Genomic DNA, 16,722 nt, shown 5'->3' with positions numbered 1-16,722 from the left:
CTTCGCTACACTGCCGGTCACTTCTTCGTGAACCACAAGGCTACCTCCTATGCAAAACCGCATGATGATCACTGGCGCCGGGTCTGGCCTGGGTCGCGAAATCGCTCTGCGCTGGGCCCGTGAAGGCTGGCAGTTGGCGTTGTCCGATGTCAGCGAGCCCGGTTTGCAGGAAACCCTCAAGCAGGTTCGCGAGGCGGGCGGTGATGGTTTTACCCAGCGGTGTGACGTGCGTGACTACAGCCAGCTCACGGCCTTTGCCCAGGCCTGTGAAGTGAAGCTCGGCGGCATCGATGTGATCGTCAACAACGCCGGTGTGGCCTCGGGCGGGTTCTTCGCTGAATTGTCCCTGGAGGATTGGGACTGGCAGATCGCAATCAACCTGATGGGCGTCGTCAAAGGCTGCAAGGCGTTCCTGCCGCTGCTGGAAAAGAGTAAGGGGCGCATCATCAACATCGCCTCAATGGCCGCGCTGATGCAGGGCCCGGCCATGAGCAACTACAACGTGGCCAAGGCAGGCGTGGTGGCGTTGTCGGAGAGCCTGCTGGTGGAGCTCAAGCAACAGGAAGTGGGCGTGCATGTGGTGTGCCCGTCGTTTTTCCAGACCAACCTGCTCGACTCCTTCCGTGGGCCAACCCCAGCCATGAAGGCCCAGGTGGGCAAGCTGCTGGAGAGTTCGCCCATCTCGGCGGCGGATATCGCCGACTACATTTACCAGCGCGTGGCCGCAGGCGAGTTCATGATCCTGCCCCACGAGCAAGGCCGCATGGCTTGGGCGTTGAAACAGAAAAATCCGCAACTGCTGTATGACGAAATGACACTGATGGCCGACAAGATGCGCGCTAAGGCGCAGGCCGTGAAGGGCTGATTCGGCTGGGGTCTGTCAGACAAATTACCTACCTGCGTAGGCAGTGCCTGATTTTCCCGCAAGCCATTGTCGGCCCAGCGCCAAGGGGGCATGGTCGAGGTCCTGCTACTGGAAAAGGACAACCGCCATGCTGGTCTTAAGCCGTGCCACAGGCGAAGCCATCGCCATTGGCGATGACATCACCGTGCATATCCTCGAAGTGAACGGTACTCATGTGAAATTTGGCATCGAGGCGCCGGTGGGCGTCAACGTGCACCGCGCCGAGGTATACCGCAAAATTCTCAAACGCCAGGGCTCGACTCCCGTGCCGGCGCCCAACCCTTAGGCGCCGCTGTTCAGTCGAACAGGTGCTTGGGCACATCGTGCTTGAGCATCAACTGGCATTGCTCGCTCTCGGGGTCGAAGACGATCAGCGCCTGGCCTTTTGTCAGCGCCTGGCGCACGCGCAGCACGCGGGTTTCCAGTGGCGTGTCGTCGCCATTGTCGGTGCCGTCGCGGGTGACGAAGTCTTCGATGAGGCGGGTGAGGGTGTCGACTTCAAGTGCGTCGTAGGGAATCAGCATACAAGCCTCAGGTGTCAGGTCCCGGCGATGCTACTGTGCCGGGACCTTTGTTGCCAGTATCAACTCACCGCGTCAGGACTTCTGGCCGACCAGGCTGTCCACCGACGGCACGCGGGTGTCGCTCTCCATTTGCGTTTCATGCTCGATCTGATGACTGAACCGGTCCAGTGAACCCTGGGCCGGTTGCGCATCGCTGGCAAACACCGGCGGGCTGAGGATGTAGGCGCCCAGCAAGCGGCTCAGGGCGGCCAGGCTGTCGATATGGGTACGCTCGTAGCCATGGGTGGCGTCACAACCGAAGGCCAGCAGCGCGGTGCGAATATCATGGCCGGCAGTGACCGCCGAGTGCGCATCGCTGAAGTAATAGCGGAACAGATCGCGGCGCACCGGCAGGTCGTTGTCCGACGCCAGGCGCAGCAAGTGGCGGGACAGGTGATAGTCATAGGGGCCGCCGGAGTCCTGCATGGCCACGCTCACCGCATGTTCGCTGGACTGCTGGCCGGGGGCAACCGGGGCGATATCGATGCCGACAAACTCACTCACATCCCAGGGCAGGGCGGCCGCTGCGCCACTGCCGGTTTCTTCGGTGATGGTGAACAGCGGGTGGCAGTCGATCAGCAGGGGCTGGCCACTGTCGACGATGGCCTTGAGCGCGGCGAGCAGGGCGGCGACGCCGGCCTTGTCGTCCAGGTGGCGGGCGCTGATATGCCCGCTTTCGGTGAACTCGGGCAGCGGGTCGAAGGCCACATAGTCGCCGACGCTGATTCCCAGGGAGTCGCAGTCAGCACGCGTGGCGCAGTAGGCGTCCAGGCGCAGTTCCACATGGTCCCAGCTCACCGGCATTTCATCCACGGCGGTGTTGAACGCGTGACCGGAAGCCATCAGCGGCAACACGCTGCCGCGAATCACGCCGTTGTCGGTGAACAGGCTGACACGGCTGCCTTCGGCAAAGCGGCTCGACCAGCAGCCCACCGGCGCCAGGGTCAGGCGCCCGTTGTCCTTGATCGCACGCACGGCGGCACCGATGGTGTCCAGGTGCGCGGAGACGGCGCGGTCAGGGCTGTTTTTCTGGCCCTTGAGGGTGGCGCGAATGGTGCCGCGCCGGGTCATTTCAAACGGGATGCCGAGTTCTTCCAGGCGTTCGGCGACGTAGCGCACGATGGTGTCGGTAAAGCCGGTGGGGCTGGGAATGGCGAGCATTTCCAGCAGCACTTTTTGCAGGTACGCCAGATCGGGTTCGGGAATGGTTCGGGTCATGGAAACTCCTGATGAGTTGAGGGCGATCGTTCCCACGCTCTGTGATCGTTCCCACGCTCTGCGTGGGAACGCCTCAGGGACGCTCTGCGTCCGCTGTGGTGACGCAGAGCGTCACAGGCTGCATTCCCACGCGGAGCGTGGGAATGATCGGTAGTCAGGTAGCCGGCTGACTGTGTGGAAACAACAAATCCACAAACTTCTCTGCCGTGGGTTGCGGTTCATGGTTGGCCAAGCCGGCCCGTTCGTTGGCTTCGATAAACACATACTCCGGCTGGTCGGCCGCAGGCACCATCAGGTCCAGGCCGACCATGGGAATATCCAGGGCACGGGCCGCACGCACGGCCGCGTCCACCAGCGTGGGGTGCAGGATCGCCGTGACATCTTCCAGGCAACCCCCGGTGTGCAGGTTGGCGGTGCGTCGCACGGCCAGTTGCACGCCACGGGGCAGGATGCTGTTGTAGTCGTAACCTGCGGCTTTGAGGGTGCGCTCGGTTTCTGCATCCAGCGGGATTTTGCTCTCGCCGTCGGTGGCTGCCTGGCGACGACGGCTTTGCGCCTGGATCAACGCGCGAATCGAATGTTGACCGTCGCCGATCACTTCGGCAGGGCGACGAATCGCAGCCGCGACCACTTCAAAACCGATCACCAGGATGCGCAGGTCCAAGCCTTCGTGGAAGCTTTCCAGCAACACGCGGCTGTCGAACTGGCGCGCGGCTTCGATCGCCTGCTGCACCTCCTCGATGCTCTGCAAATCCACGGCGACGCCATGGCCTTGCTCGCCATCCAGCGGCTTGACCACGATGCGCTGGTGTTCGTCGAGAAACTCCAGGTTGTCGTCGGCACTGCCCGCCAACTGTTGCACCGGCACATGCAGGCCCGCCGCCTTGAGTACCTTGTGGGTCAGGCTCTTGTCCTGGCACAGGGTCATGCTGATGGCGCTGGTCAGGTCGCTCAGGGACTCACGGCAACGCACGCGACGCCCGCCGTGGCTGAGGGTGAACAGGCCCGCATCGGCATCGTCGACCTGCACATCAATGCCGCGCCGATGGGCTTCTTCGACGATGATGCGCGCGTAAGGGTTGAACTCCGCCTGGGGCCCTGGGCCCAGGAACAGCGGTTGATTGATACCGTTCTTGCGCTTGATCGCAAAGGTGGTCAACGCCCGAAAGCCGAGCTTGGCGTAAAGGCTCTTGGCCTGGCGGTTGTCGTGCAGCACCGACAAGTCCAGGTAGCTCAAGCCTCGGCTCATGAAGTGCTCCACCAAGTGGCGCACCAACACTTCACCGACGCCAGGGCGTGTGCATTGCGGGTCGACGGCCAGGCACCAGAGGCTGCAACCGTTCTCCGGGTCGTGGAAGGCCTTGTGATGGTTGAGGCCCATCACACTGCCAATCACCGCGCCGCTGTCTTCATCTTCGGCCAGCCAATACACCGGGCCGCCTTGATGACGTGGGGTGAGGCGTTCCGGGTCAACCGGCAGCATTCCGCGCCCCTGGTACAGGTGGTTGACCGCTTGCCAGTCGGCCTCGCTCTGCACCCGGCGAATGCGAAAACCGCGAAACACGCGGGTGGCCGGGCGGTAGTCGGTGAACCACAGGCGCAGGGTGTCGGACGGGTCGAGGAACAGTTGCTGCGGGTCAATGCCCAGGATCTGCTGGGGCGCGGCCACGTACAGCGCGATATCGCGCTCGCCGGGCTGCTCGTTGAGCAGTTCCTGGGCCAGGCTTGCCGGGTCGGGAAAGGTGTGGCCGATCAACAACCGGCCCCAGCCGCAATGCACGGCAATCGGGTCGGCGGCCAGCGCGCTGCCATCTTCGGCCAGGCGCGCTTGCAGGCGCTCGTAGGTCGGCGCCTGGCCTTTGAGTAAGCGTTGGCTGTAAGCCGCGGCATTCGGTTTCATGGATCAGATTCCTTGTTCGCTCAGCCACAGGTTCAGCGCCGCCAGCTGCCACAGCTTGGAGCCGCGCAGCGGGGTCAGTTGGCCTTGCGGGTCGGTGAGCAAGCGGTCGAGCATGGCCGGGTTGAACAACCCACGGTCCTGGCTCGGGTCCAGCAGCAACTCGCGCACCCAGTTCAAGGTATCGCCCTGCAGATGCTTGAGGCCGGGCACGGGGAAGTAGCCTTTCTTGCGGTCGATGACTTCGCTGGGGATGACTCGGCGCGCCGCTTCCTTGAGCACCTGTTTGCCACCGTCGGGCAGCTTGAATTTGGCCGGCACCCGTGCTGACAGTTCTACCAGGCGGTAGTCGAGGAACGGTGTGCGCGCCTCCAGGCCCCAGGCCATGGTCATGTTGTCCACGCGTTTGACCGGGTCATCTACCAGCATCACCGTGCTGTCCAGGCGCAGGGCCTTGTCCACGGCCGCGTCGGCGCCGGGCATCGCGAAATGCTCGCGCACGAAGTCGCCGGCAGCGTCGTTGGCGGTCAGCCATTTGGGCGCGACGGTGGCCGCGTAGTCGTCGTAGCTGCGGTCGAAAAACGCCTCACGATAGGCCGCATACGGGTCGCTGGCGCCGTCCACTTGCGGGTACCAGTGGTAACCGGCGAACAGTTCATCGGCGCCCTGGCCGCTCTGCACCACTTTGCAATGCTTGGCCACTTCCCGCGACAGCGGGTAGAAGGCGATGCAGTCATGGCTGACCATGGGCTCGCTCATGGCGCGGAAGGCTGCCGGCAGTTGCTCGATGATCTCGCTTTCGGCGATGCGCAGTTGGTGGTGCTGGGTGCCGTAGTGTTTGGCGATCAGGTCTGAGTACTGGAACTCATCGCCACGTTCGCCGCCGGCGTCTTCAAAGCCGATGGAGAAGGTCGACAAATCCTCCACGCCCACTTCGCGCAGCAGGCCGACGAGCAGGCTCGAGTCGACGCCGCCGGACAGCAACACACCCACATCCACCGCCGCACGTTGGCGAATGGCCACGGCTTCGCGGGTGCTGTCGAGCAAGCGATCGGTCCAGTCTTCCAGGGTCAGGTGTTTTTCGTCCTCATGGGGGCCGTAGGGCAGAGTCCACCAGGTTTTCTGTTCAGTCTTGCCGCTGGCGTCGATGCGCATCCAACTGGCAGGCGGCAGCTTTTCGATGCCGGCCAACAGCGTGCGCGGTGCGGGCACCACGGCGTGGAAATTCAGGTAGTGGTTGAGGGCGACCGGATCGAGGATCGGGTTGATGTCACCGCCCTTGAGCAACGCGGGCAGCGCTGAGGCAAAGCGCAGGCGCTGGCCGGTGCGCGACAGGTACAGAGGTTTGACCCCCAGACGGTCACGAGCGATGAACAGACGCTGGGCATCACGCTCCCAGATGGCGAAAGCGAACATGCCGTTGAGCTTGGGCAGCAACGCTTCGCCCCAGGCGTGATAACCCTTGAGCAACACTTCGGTGTCGCCACCGGAATAGAAGGCGTAACCCAAGGCTTCCAGCTCTTGGCGCAGCTCCGGGAAATTATAGATGGCGCCATTGAAGGCCAGGGACAGCCCCAGGTGGGCGTCGACCATCGGCTGGGCGGAGCCGTCCGACAGGTCCATGATTTTCAGGCGGCGGTGGCCCAGGGCAATCGGCCCTTGGGCATGAAAACCCCAGGCGTCGGGGCCTCGGGGGGCGAGGTGATGGGTGATGCGTTCTACGGCTGCCAGGTCGGCAGGTTGATGATCAAAGCGTAACTCGCCAGCTAATCCACACATAAATTCCTTACCGGTTTTTCCGTTGGGGAGGGGCAACACTCAATACGCCAAGAAGGCGCGTACCCAGAAACTGACCCAGGCAAAACCAGGGAGTTTTAGAACGATAAGTTATAAGGCGTATGTGGCTAATGGCCTGTCTCCAATTTGCCAACCGGCGCGGCTTGCGCGCAACGCGCGGTACATACATGCGAATTCGATGCAAATTACGGGTCGTTAACCGCGCGAACCCAACGACTATTCAAACCCTTCGACCTTCGCGCCGGGCTTATGGTGGAACGCTCTCAGTCAGTGCAATCAAGGAAGGTCATCGATGCATTTAAATCAAGGACAAGGCCGGTGCGGCGGGCTCCAGCCCAGGGAGCGCGCATGCCGCAGATAAGCGAATCAGTCAGCCCGCAAGTGAAGGCCCAATTGCCGGGCAAGTTACTTCAAATGACCCAGGACCTGGATATTGCCCAAGCGCTCCTCGAAACCCTGCCCGGCTGGGTGGTAAAGGCCGAACCCGAAACACTCGTGCACATTTGGCGCGGCCATGTACTCAGAGGGCCGTTGCAGGACAGCGTCAGTGCGCGGCTGGCGGCCCTGGAACCTCTCGATCAGTTTTGCATGGAGCGTCTCGAAGCCTTTCTGCTGTCCAAGGGGCACGCGCTGGATGTGCAGCACGATGTGCTGGAACTGCCACACCGCGAAATGACGAACCTCAACCCCGACCTGATCGGGCCAATGGTGGTGACCGTTACTGTGGTCAAGCACACCCTGCTGCAGGCCGCCATGCAGAACTTCAGCGCCGCACGTGCGCAGGCCAATGGCCTGGCGGTGGGTGCATTGATTCGCAGTGCAGCCACCGGCCTGGAGGTCGACTCCCTCAGCGCCCTTGAATTTGTGCGCTACTGCCGTGAGTTGGATGTGGGCAGCACCTACCAACGCCATCTGCGTGAGGTGTTTGATTTGCCGGCACCCACCGAGGTATCGAGTGCCGACCTGTACAACCCGGTGGCGCGGGACGTTGGTGAACTCAAGCTGTGTGACATGCGCCTGGATCTGCACATGGCCTTGGGCAAAGGGCATGTGAGCAAAGACACAGGTGAGCTGTTGACCAAGGTACTCAGAAGCAATGGCGATACTCCGCCGATCAAGCATGTGCTGATGGATGGGCAGGCGTTGACCTGGCAGGGGCTGAATGTGGATGAGGCCTGCATCTGGAGCGTGCTGGTGTTCTCCGGCGGGGCCACAAGCAGCCTGCCTACTGGGCATTGCGTGGTGTACATGCCCAGCGAGCCGGAACGACCGTGGTTCGAATACGACGCGCTGGAGGATTTCAAGGGTTACCTGTCCTCCAAGTTGCAGGTGCCTGCGTATCGTGAGTTTTTCAAGGGCTATCTGGATGAGTCCGAACGCTTGGATTTCTTCCTGCGGTTCGATACGCGTAATGCCGTGGAGAGCCTGGAGCCGGTGTCGGTTGCCGTCAGCCTGTCGCGGTTTTTCTTCGACGTGTATGTGGGCAAGGCGCAACTGGACGCCAGGGTACTGGCGGTGCCGGTGGCGGATGTGGACGAAGAGGCGCGCACGGCGTTGCTGCAGCGTTATGTGGAGCTGGGTTTGACCTTGGCCAATGTCGCCGGTTTGTTCATTCCCATCCTGGGCCAGATGATGCTCGGCGTGGGGGTCGGGCAGTTGCTGGGGGAGGTATATGAAGGCGTTGAAGACTGGCGACATCAACGCAAGACCGAGGCGTTGGAGCACGTGTTCAACGTAGCCGAAGGCGTGGGCTCAATGGTGCTGTTGGCGGCGGGAAGCAAGGTCGTCGGCTCGTTGTTCAGGCACACGCCGGCGTCTTCCGCGGCCTTCTTCGAGCAGTTTGACGCGGTGCGAATGCCGGGCGGTAAGCCCAGGCTTTGGAGGCGTGACCTGCGCCCCTATCAACAAACCATCGATGATGAAGTGCTTGCCACCCCCAGTTACCGAGGCATCTATCAACACAAGGGCCGCTCTTATGCTCAGATTGACGGCGCGCTATACCGCATTTTTTTTGATGCCGCGCTCGGTCGCTGGCGTGTGGCTCACCCGCTACGTGAAACCGCTTACAGCCCGCTGCTCGAATACAACGGTTTCGGCGGGTGGCGCCATCAGTCCGAGCAGGTCGATCAATGGCACAGTCCGGCCTATGTACTGGAGCGCCTGGCGCCTGGCCTCAAATCACTGCCGGAGGGGCGGCTGGATGAAATCATCAGCACCACCGACAGCCAACTGCCCTGGTTGCGGCAATTGGTGGAGTACAACCAGGCCTTGCCGCAACGTCTGCATGACAGTGTGGTGCGCTGGCGTCAGGAACAACTGATTCGCGACCTGATCTGGCAGTTACAGTTTCAGAGCCACACCGATCCAGCCACCGCCCCCCTGCAAATGCTGGCCTTGCCCCTGTTAAAGGGCTGGCCCCAGGGGCGATTCTTTGAGCTGCTGGATGAGCACGGCAACTTGCTTCGCCGGTTCCCGGACACGGCGCCGTTTGATTATGAAGACTTGAGCATTCACGTCAGTGAACAGCAAATTCACAACGGGCAGTTGATGCCTACCTTGCTCGACGCCCTGAGTCATGAAGAGCGCGAGGCGTTGCTCGGGGCTAACCTCAAGCCGGATGAAGCACAAAAGGTTTTGTCGGCCCGCCTGTTGAACGTGGTCAAAGCGCACTACGGGGCGTTGTTCGAGCAGCTTTGCACCGCCGCAGACCCACTCCCTCGGGGCAGCGCGGCGCTGCTCAAGAGTCACTTCCCGCAACTGCCGACTCCAATGGCAGAGCACTTGGTGGCCCAGTCCTCCTCACTGGAACGTCTATACCTGCACAACGCCCGCCGAGTGCCCCTGGGCCTGGCACACCGTGCGCAGCAGGCGCTGGAAACGCTGCAAGAGGACCGTGCGGTGGCGGGGTTTTATTTACCGCAACTGGCCACCGCACCGACCGAGCGCCTGGCGATTGCCTTGCTTGGCAAGTTGCCGGGGTGGCCGGCAGCCTTGCGTGTGCAGCTGCACGCGCAGGCCCTGGACGGCGCCTTGCTGGGCAAGCAGGAAAGTGCGTCGGCAAGCGTTTTACGCAAAGTGGTCAAGTCTGCGCAAGGCTATCAGGCCTTTGATGAGCAGGGTGTTGCCTTGCACGATCCGGTACCTGGCCCGTCCGGCTTTTACCAGGCACTGCTCAGTACGTTGTCGCCTGCACAACGCACCGGCTTGGGCATCTATGACACGGGCGAGCGGGGCGCCATGAAGCTGCAATTGAAGTTGCGTTGGCGGGTCACCGATGAGCGCACAGGGATCGCCCGCTACCTGCGCCAGCCGTCCTCTGAACCCTTGCCGGCGTGGCGCGAAGGATGCGTACAAGCCGCCGCGCCCGAGGTTGCGCCCCAGCCACCGGCCTTGCTGCGCAAGGCGAAAAAACTCTTTCCCTTGTTTGATAACGCCCAGGCGTCGACCTTTATCGAGGCGCTGGGGGCGGATCATCTGGCCCGCGCGCAAGCGCTCAAGGCGTTGCAGCAGAGCTATGAAACCTTGCGCTCTGTGCTCGCTGCCTGGCGCAGCGATGAGGCGGCGCTGGCCAAGGTCACCGGCCCATTGGCGGATGCACGCCTGAGCCGCAAGATCATCGCGCAACGGATCGAGGAATGTTGGCGACGCATGAGTGGTGTGGGTGAAGCGTCGCGCTTGACACTCGACGACATGCTCGGCGGGCCGCTGCCAACCTTGCCGGCCCAGATCAACTTCGAACATGTGCGCCACCTGGGCCTGAAAAACATGGGCGCCGGTGACGGGGTCGCTTACTTCCTCAAGCATTTCACCGGGCTCAAATCCCTGGACCTGTCGGGCAACCGTTTGACGCGCCTGCCGGAAATCCTCTCGCACATGCCGCAACTCGAATCCTTGTACCTGGATGGCAATAAACTGGTGCTGACGGCCTATACGCGCACCAAGCTGGCGGATTTGCGACAGCTCAAGTTACTCAACTTGGCGGGCAACCCATTGATCGATCCGCCGCTGGTTGAGCGGATGCTCGATTTGCGCCAATTGGTGTTGCGCGAGTGCAAGCTCAAGACCTTTCCCGAAAACCTCTGGCGCTTGCCTTACCTGGAAAATGTCGACCTGCGCCAGAACGATATAACCGAACTGCCGGCCTGGCTGTTCGACGCCAGCCGGGAAAGAACCCAGGTCATCAATTTGCGCCAAAACCCGCTGTCGGCGGCAACCCGCCGCAAAGTCCTCGACTACCGGCGCCAGCGCGGTGTGGGCATGGGGGTCTATGAGGACGATATCGCGCGTCTGAACGAGCAAGCCGCGCGCGCGCTGTGGATGCCCGACTCACGCTTGGCGGACTCCCCGCGCAAGGAGACGATCTGGCAAATGCTCAAGGACGAGCCGCGCAGTGACGGGCTGTTCAAACTGTTGGCCGAACTGCGAGGCACGGCAGACAGCGAGCACGTACGTGAAGATATGGCGCAGCGGGTATGGCGTGTGCTGGAGGCGAGCAGCCAGCGTGCTGACCTGGCCGAGGAAGTGTTTGAGCGCGCCGCTACGCCATTCAACTGTGATGATGGCGCGGCGGTAAGTTTCAGTGCCTTGGAAATATTGGTGGAAATCAGTGATGCGCGAAAACAGATCGAGGGTGGGCAGCTCTCCGCACGGCCCTTGTTGGCACTGGGGCGGGGCTTGTTTCGGCTCGATCGCCTGGAGCGCATTGCTCTCAATCACAGCCTCAACCATCCCGGCACCGATCCACTGGAGGTCAGCCTGGCCTTGCGTACCGGCTTGGCCAGCCGGTTCTACCTGCCGGGGCAACCGCGGCATATGCGCTATGCCCGGTTGAGCGGCGTAACGCCGGCGGCCTTGAGCGAGGCCGAACTTCAGGTCAAGGCAGCCGAGGTGTCGCCGGCGCTCTTGCGGTTTCTGAATGAGTTGCCGTTCTGGACGGACTACCTCAAGCGCGCCTACGCCACGCGTTTTTCGCAGCTTTATGCGCCATTCGAAACACGCATACAGGCGGTGTTCGACCAGCGTGAAACGCTCAGTGATGCGCTCTACCGTTCGCGCATGGACAGCATCCTGACTGAACAGACAGTGGCCGAAGACGCCGAGTTACAGTGCCTGACTCTGGCTGCCATGCGCGCAGACGAGCTGGGGGTGTGTGAGATCCGCTAGCACCCACACTGGATTGAAATGCACCTTCTTAATTGGCGGGCATCACGTCTTACGCCGAATCAACTCGCGCAAGGCAAATCGGTTTGGGTGGCAGGCCTGGGCCACGCTGACGGGCAAGGGCAACGGTTCGTTGTCCAGCCATGCCGCCAGCAGTTGTGCTGACAACGGCGCGGTGATCAGGCCGCGCGAGCCGTGGCCGCTGTTGATGTACACGCCGTCCAGCCAGGGGCAGGGCGTTTGGGGGACTTGTCGGGCATCCCGTGCCAGTATCGCGTAGGCCTGGGCGAACGCTTCGGCATCGGCCAGCGGGCCGACAATCGGCAGGTAGTCGGGGCTGGTGCAGCGGAAGGCGGCGCGGCCTTCCAAAGCGTGCAGCGCCGCAGTGTCGGGGTGCAGAGCGTGCAGCAGCGTCGGGGAGATTTCCCGCAGCATCTCCAGGTTGTCGGCGTGTTCGGCGAGGGTGGGCGTAAGGTCGTCGCTGTTGAAGTCAAAGCTGGCGCCCAGGGTATGTTCGCCCAACCGTGCTGGCGCGACGTAGCCTTGGGCGCACACCACGGTGCTCAGCGGCTGGCTTTGGGCGGTTTGCGCCAAGCGCGTGATTTGCCCACGAATGCGCTTGAGCGGCAGCGCGGCGCTGAAGGGAAAGCGCTTGATCTCGGCGGCGCCGGCCAGTATCACCACGGGCGCAGCCGCCACCTGGGTGTCACCGTCCCAGGCTTGCCATTGCCCATCGATGCGTTGCAACGTCAGTGCCTCTTGATGCAAACGCACCTCGATATTCGGATGTCGAGCTTGCCACTCGCACAAGGCCGGCGGATGCACCCAGCCGCCCTCGGGGAAAAACAGCCCGCCCAGCTCCAGCGGGATGCCGGCGTGTACCTGGGCCTGGGCCGCGTCCACGCTGTGCAACAAATCGGGCGCAAAAGCGTTGGCCAGTTGCGCCTGGCGTTCGGCTTCCTTGGCATTGAAGGCCAGTTGCAGCACGCCGCAGGCATCCCAATCGACGCCGCGTTGCAAATGTTCCAGCAGCCGACGGGTGTAGCCGAAGCCGCTGACGATCAACTGCGACAGCGTCGTGCCGTGGGCTGACAGCTTCAGGTACAGCACGCCTTGGGGGTTGCCTGACGCTTCCTGCGCCAGGGCGGTGTGACGTTCCAGTAAACACACCTGCCAGCCCCGCTCCGCCAGGCTGGCCGCCGTACCACACCCGGCCAGCCCACCGCCGATCACCAGGGCGCGGCGTTCGCCAGCGTGCGGTGCCGGGCGTGCGAACCAAGGCGCGGTGGCGGCGGGCCTGGGCGTGTCCTCGGGCCAACCGACAAACTCCCCACGCAGGATCTCCCACTTATGCCCGATGCCCGGCGTGCGTTTCATCTTGAACCCGGCGGCATTGATCAACCGCCTTACCCAGCCGGTGCTGGTGAAGGTGCTGATGGTCGAGCCTGGAGCCGCCAGGCGTGCCAGTTCGGCGAACAGCTCGGCGGTCCACATGTCGGGGTTTTTCGCCGGGGCGAACCCGTCGAGAAACCACGCGTCGATTTGGGCGTCCAGTTGCGGCAACTGTTCCAGCGCGTCGCCGATCAACAGGGTCAGGGTCACTCGGCCGTTGTCCAGTACCAGGCGCTGGAAGCCCTGGTGGATGGCAATGTATTGCCCCAGCAGTTGCTCGGCCAAGGGTTGCAGCTCGGGCCAGAGGGCGAGGGCGCGTTGCAGGTCGGCATGGCTGAGCGGGTATTTTTCCACGCTGACAAAATGCAGCCGCGCACTGGCCACCGCGTGCTGCTCGAACAACTGCCAGGCGCAGAGGAAATTCAAGCCGGTGCCGAAGCCGGTCTCACCAATCACCAGGCGCCCACCCGCCGGCAAGGCGGCGAAGCGGTCCTGCAAGCGGTTCTGCTCCAGGAACACGTAGCGGGTTTCTTCCAGGCCCGACTGGTCGGAGAAATACACATCGTCGAACACCCGCGAATGCGGGCGGCCTTGGTCATCCCAGTCGAGCTGGGCGTGGGTGATGGGGTTCATGGCGGCTCATAAAATGAAAGCGGGCAAAGACAAGGCGGCCATTCTAGCCGATCAACGGGCGTTGAATTGACCCATGGCAAGAGTGGCGTGTATTTCCTTGCGCGTGTCGGGGCCCAATCCGCTAGTCTTGAGCCATCTTGAAACGGAGCTGCCCATGTTCGAATCCGCCGAAATCGGTCACGCCATCGACAAAGACACCTACGACGCCGAAGTGCCGGCCCTGCGGGAAGCCTTGCTGGAGGTTCAGTATGAGTTGCAACAGCAGAAGCGCTTCCCGGTGATCATCCTGATCAACGGCATCGAGGGCGCGGGCAAGGGCGAAACCGTCAAGCTGCTCAATGAATGGATGGACCCGCGCCTGATCGAAGTGCGCACCTTCGACCAGCAGACCGACGAAGAACTGGCGCGCCCGCCGGCCTGGCGCTACTGGCGGCAACTGCCGGCCAAGGGCCGCATGGGCATTTTCTTCGGCAACTGGTACAGCCAGATGCTGCAAGGTCGGGTGCATGGGCAGATCAAGGATGCGCGGTTGGATCAGGCCATTGCCGGTGCCGAACGCTTGGAAAAGATGCTCTGCGATGAAGGTGCGCTGATTTTCAAGTTCTGGTTCCACCTGTCCAAAAAACAGATGAAGGCGCGCCTCAAGGCCCTGGCCGACGACCCGCTGCACAGCTGGCGTATCAGCCCCCTGGACTGGCAGCAGTCCAAGACCTACGACAAGTTCGTGCATTTCGGTGAGCGCGTGCTGCGCCGCACCAGCCGCGATTACGCGCCGTGGCATGTGATCGAAGGCGTCGACCCGCATTACCGTGGGCTGACGGTGGGCAAGATCCTGCTGGATGGGCTGCAAAGTGCCTTGAAGCAGGCCAAGGTCAAGGCCAGCGGCATGAACCCGGCGCCGTTGCTAGCTTCGGTGGACCAAAAGAGCCTGCTCGACAGCCTCGACATGACCCTGCGTCTGGACAAGGACGATTACGAAGAACAACTGATTACCGAGCAGGCGCGCTTCTCTGGGCTGATGCGCGACAAACGCATGCGCAAGCACGCGCTGGTAAGCGTGTTTGAGGGCAACGACGCGGCGGGCAAGGGCGGGGCGATCCGTCGTGTGGCAGCCGCGCTGGATCCGCGCCAGTACCACATCGTGCCGATTGCCGCGCCCAGCGAAGACGAACGTGCCCAGCCGTATCTCTGGCGGTTCTGGCAGAAAATCCCGGCGCGCGGCATGTTCACCGTGTTTGATCGCTCCTGGTACGGCCGCGTGCTGGTGGAGCGCATCGAAGGCTTTTGCACCCCGGCGGACTGGATGCGTGCCTATGGCGAGATCAATGACTTTGAAGAGCAACTGCGCGATGCGGGGGTGATTGTGGTCAAGTTCTGGCTGGCCATCGACAAGGAGACGCAGCTGGAGCGCTTCCAGGCCCGAGAGGAGATCCCCTTCAAACGCTTCAAGATCACCGAAGACGACTGGCGCAACCGCGACAAGTGGGACGACTACCGTGCGGCGGTGGGCGACATGGTTGACCGCACCAGCACCGAGGTGGCGCCCTGGACCCTGGTAGAAGCCAATGACAAGCGCTGGGCGCGGGTCAAGGTGCTGCGCACCATCAACCGTGCGCTGGAAGAGGCGTTTGATAAAACCGACAAGCACGACAAGAAGAAAAAGAAATAGCCTGTAGGAGCGAGCTTGCTCGCGAAAAACGTCAACGATAACGCGTGCTTCCTGAGTGAACGCGGCGCCTATTAGTTTTTCGCGAGCAAGCTCGCTCCTACAGAGGCCCATAGAGGGCCCATGCTTTTGCATCCACGCAGTGAATGATCATCGCGGTCCGCCCGGCCCGGCTCTATCCTCGATCCACAACCACAAGATCGAGGTAGCCCATGCGTGAAGTAGTGATCGTCGACAGCGTGCGAACCGGCCTGGCCAAATCCTTTCGCGGCAAGTTCAACCAGACCCGTCCCGATGACATGGCGGCCCATTGTGTCAATGCGCTGCTGGCCCGCAATGGTATCGACCCGGCGACGGTGGAAGATTGCATTGTCGGTGCCGGCTCCAACGAAGGCGCCCAGGGCTATAACATCGGGCGTAACGTGGCGGTGCTTTCGCAACTGGGTACCGGTACGGCGGGCATGACCCTCAATCGTTTCTGTTCCTCGGGCTTGCAGGCGATTGCCATTGCCGCCAACCAGATCGCTTCGGGTTGCAGCGACATCATTGTTGCCGGTGGCGTGGAGTCCATCAGCCTGACCATGAAGAGCGTCAACACCGATAACCTGATCAACCCGCTGCTTAAAGAACAGGTGCCGGGCATTTACTTCCCCATGGGGCAGACCGCCGAAATCGTTGCGCGGCGCTATCACGTCAGCCGCGAAGACCAGGACCTTTATGCGCTGCAAAGCCAGCAACGCACCGCCCAGGCCCAGGCGGATGGCTTGTTCAACGATGAAATCGTGCCGATGGCGGTCAAGTACAAGGTCGAGGACAAGAACACTGGCGCGGTGCAGATCCTGGATGGCGTGGTCGACCGGGATGACTGCAACCGCCCGGACACTACCCTGGCCAGCCTCAGCGGCTTGAAGCCGGTATTTGCCGAGGATGGCTCGGTGACGGCAGGTAACTCCTCGCAGCTTTCCGACGGTGCGTCGATGAGCCTGGTGATGAGCCTGGAGAAAGCCTTGGAACTGGGGCTCAAGCCTAAGGCGTTCTTCCGTGGTTTTACCGTGGCTGGTTGCGAGCCGGATGAAATGGGCATTGGCCCGGTGTTCTCGGTGCCCAAGTTGCTCAAGGCCAAGGGCTTGCAGGTGGCGGATATCGACCTGTGGGAGCTCAATGAGGCCTTTGCTTCTCAGTGCCTCTACGCGCGTAATCGTCTGGAGATTGATAACGCCAAGTACAACGTTAACGGTGGCTCCATTTCCATCGGGCATCCGTTTGGCATGACCGGTTCGCGGCAGGTTGGGCATTTGGTGCGGGAGTTGCAACGGCGCAATCTGCGTTATGGGATAGTCACCATGTGCGTGGGGGGCGGGATGGGTGCCACCGGGCTCTTCGAAGCCGTGCGCTGACTGCGGTTGGAACAGCGCCAGTGTGGGAGGGCTAATGTGGGAGCTGGCTTGCCTGCGATAACGGCCTGCCAGCCGCCACTTCTCTACCTGACACC

General features: G+C 62.3%; 10 protein-coding genes. 5 read left to right on the top strand and 5 right to left on the bottom strand.

The features are described 5' to 3' along the window. The first annotated feature begins 49 nt into the window (after positions 1–49). Together V8689_RS19410 and csrA are read left to right on the top strand one after the other, a co-directional pair. On the top strand, positions 50–865 hold the full coding sequence (locus V8689_RS19410; RefSeq protein ID WP_047711466.1) for an SDR family oxidoreductase: 816 nt from the start codon (positions 50–52) through the stop codon (positions 863–865). A 127-nt stretch (positions 866–992) separates the two neighbouring features. Further along, a complete protein-coding gene (gene csrA / locus V8689_RS19405; RefSeq protein WP_056786264.1) occupies positions 993–1,190 on the top strand; it encodes a carbon storage regulator CsrA in 198 nt (65 codons plus the stop codon). Positions 1,191–1,200: 10 nt separating this feature from the next. Here the strand turns inward: csrA and V8689_RS19400 are convergent, their stop codons facing one another. The 4 genes from V8689_RS19400 to V8689_RS19385 all read right to left on the bottom strand — a co-directional run bounded on the left by V8689_RS19400 (position 1,201) and on the right by V8689_RS19385 (position 6,361). Beyond that, entirely contained in the window at positions 1,201–1,428 is a 228-nt protein-coding gene (locus tag V8689_RS19400) for a YheU family protein (protein WP_003192759.1), read from the bottom strand. 72 nt (positions 1,429–1,500) lie between these two features. Beyond that, positions 1,501–2,685 carry an osmoprotectant NAGGN system M42 family peptidase gene (locus V8689_RS19395; RefSeq protein WP_032896028.1) on the bottom strand — a complete coding sequence of 395 codons (1,185 nt, stop codon included), beginning with the start codon at positions 2,683–2,685 and terminating at the stop codon, positions 1,501–1,503. Between the two features lie 154 nt (positions 2,686–2,839). Next, positions 2,840–4,585 carry an N-acetylglutaminylglutamine synthetase gene (ngg, locus tag V8689_RS19390; protein ID WP_056786261.1) on the bottom strand — a complete coding sequence of 582 codons (1,746 nt, stop codon included), beginning with the start codon at positions 4,583–4,585 and terminating at the stop codon, positions 2,840–2,842. A gap of 3 nt (positions 4,586–4,588) precedes the next feature. After that, entirely contained in the window at positions 4,589–6,361 is a 1,773-nt protein-coding gene (locus V8689_RS19385; protein ID WP_434520583.1) for an N-acetylglutaminylglutamine amidotransferase, read from the bottom strand. Positions 6,362–6,727: 366 nt separating this feature from the next. On the opposite strand from V8689_RS19385, the gene V8689_RS19380 reads away from it, so the two are divergent. Continuing rightward, complete coding sequence (locus V8689_RS19380; RefSeq protein ID WP_056786056.1) at positions 6,728–11,542, top strand: NEL-type E3 ubiquitin ligase domain-containing protein; 4,815 nt, start codon at positions 6,728–6,730, stop codon at positions 11,540–11,542. Between the two features lie 42 nt (positions 11,543–11,584). Here the strand turns inward: V8689_RS19380 and mnmC are convergent, their stop codons facing one another. Further along, positions 11,585–13,564, bottom strand: coding sequence for a bifunctional tRNA (5-methylaminomethyl-2-thiouridine)(34)-methyltransferase MnmD/FAD-dependent 5-carboxymethylaminomethyl-2-thiouridine(34) oxidoreductase MnmC (gene mnmC / locus V8689_RS19375; RefSeq protein ID WP_056786054.1), 1,980 nt, complete (start codon positions 13,562–13,564; stop codon positions 11,585–11,587). 154 nt (positions 13,565–13,718) lie between these two features. Here mnmC and pap point away from each other — a divergent pair, with 154 nt between their 5' ends. Next, positions 13,719–15,233, top strand: coding sequence for a polyphosphate:AMP phosphotransferase (pap, locus tag V8689_RS19370; RefSeq protein ID WP_003192747.1), 1,515 nt, complete (start codon positions 13,719–13,721; stop codon positions 15,231–15,233). Positions 15,234–15,442: 209 nt separating this feature from the next. Next, entirely contained in the window at positions 15,443–16,627 is a 1,185-nt protein-coding gene (locus V8689_RS19365) for a thiolase family protein (protein ID WP_056786052.1), read from the top strand. Positions 16,628–16,722: the final 95 nt, after the last annotated feature.

The sequence above is a fragment of the Pseudomonas sp. AK181 genome, from assembly GCF_051122975.1.
Lineage (GTDB): Bacteria > Pseudomonadota > Gammaproteobacteria > Pseudomonadales > Pseudomonadaceae > Aquipseudomonas > Aquipseudomonas lactis.
The sequence above is the reverse complement of the archived record's forward strand: the minus strand, read 5'-3'. Positions and strand labels throughout refer to the sequence as shown.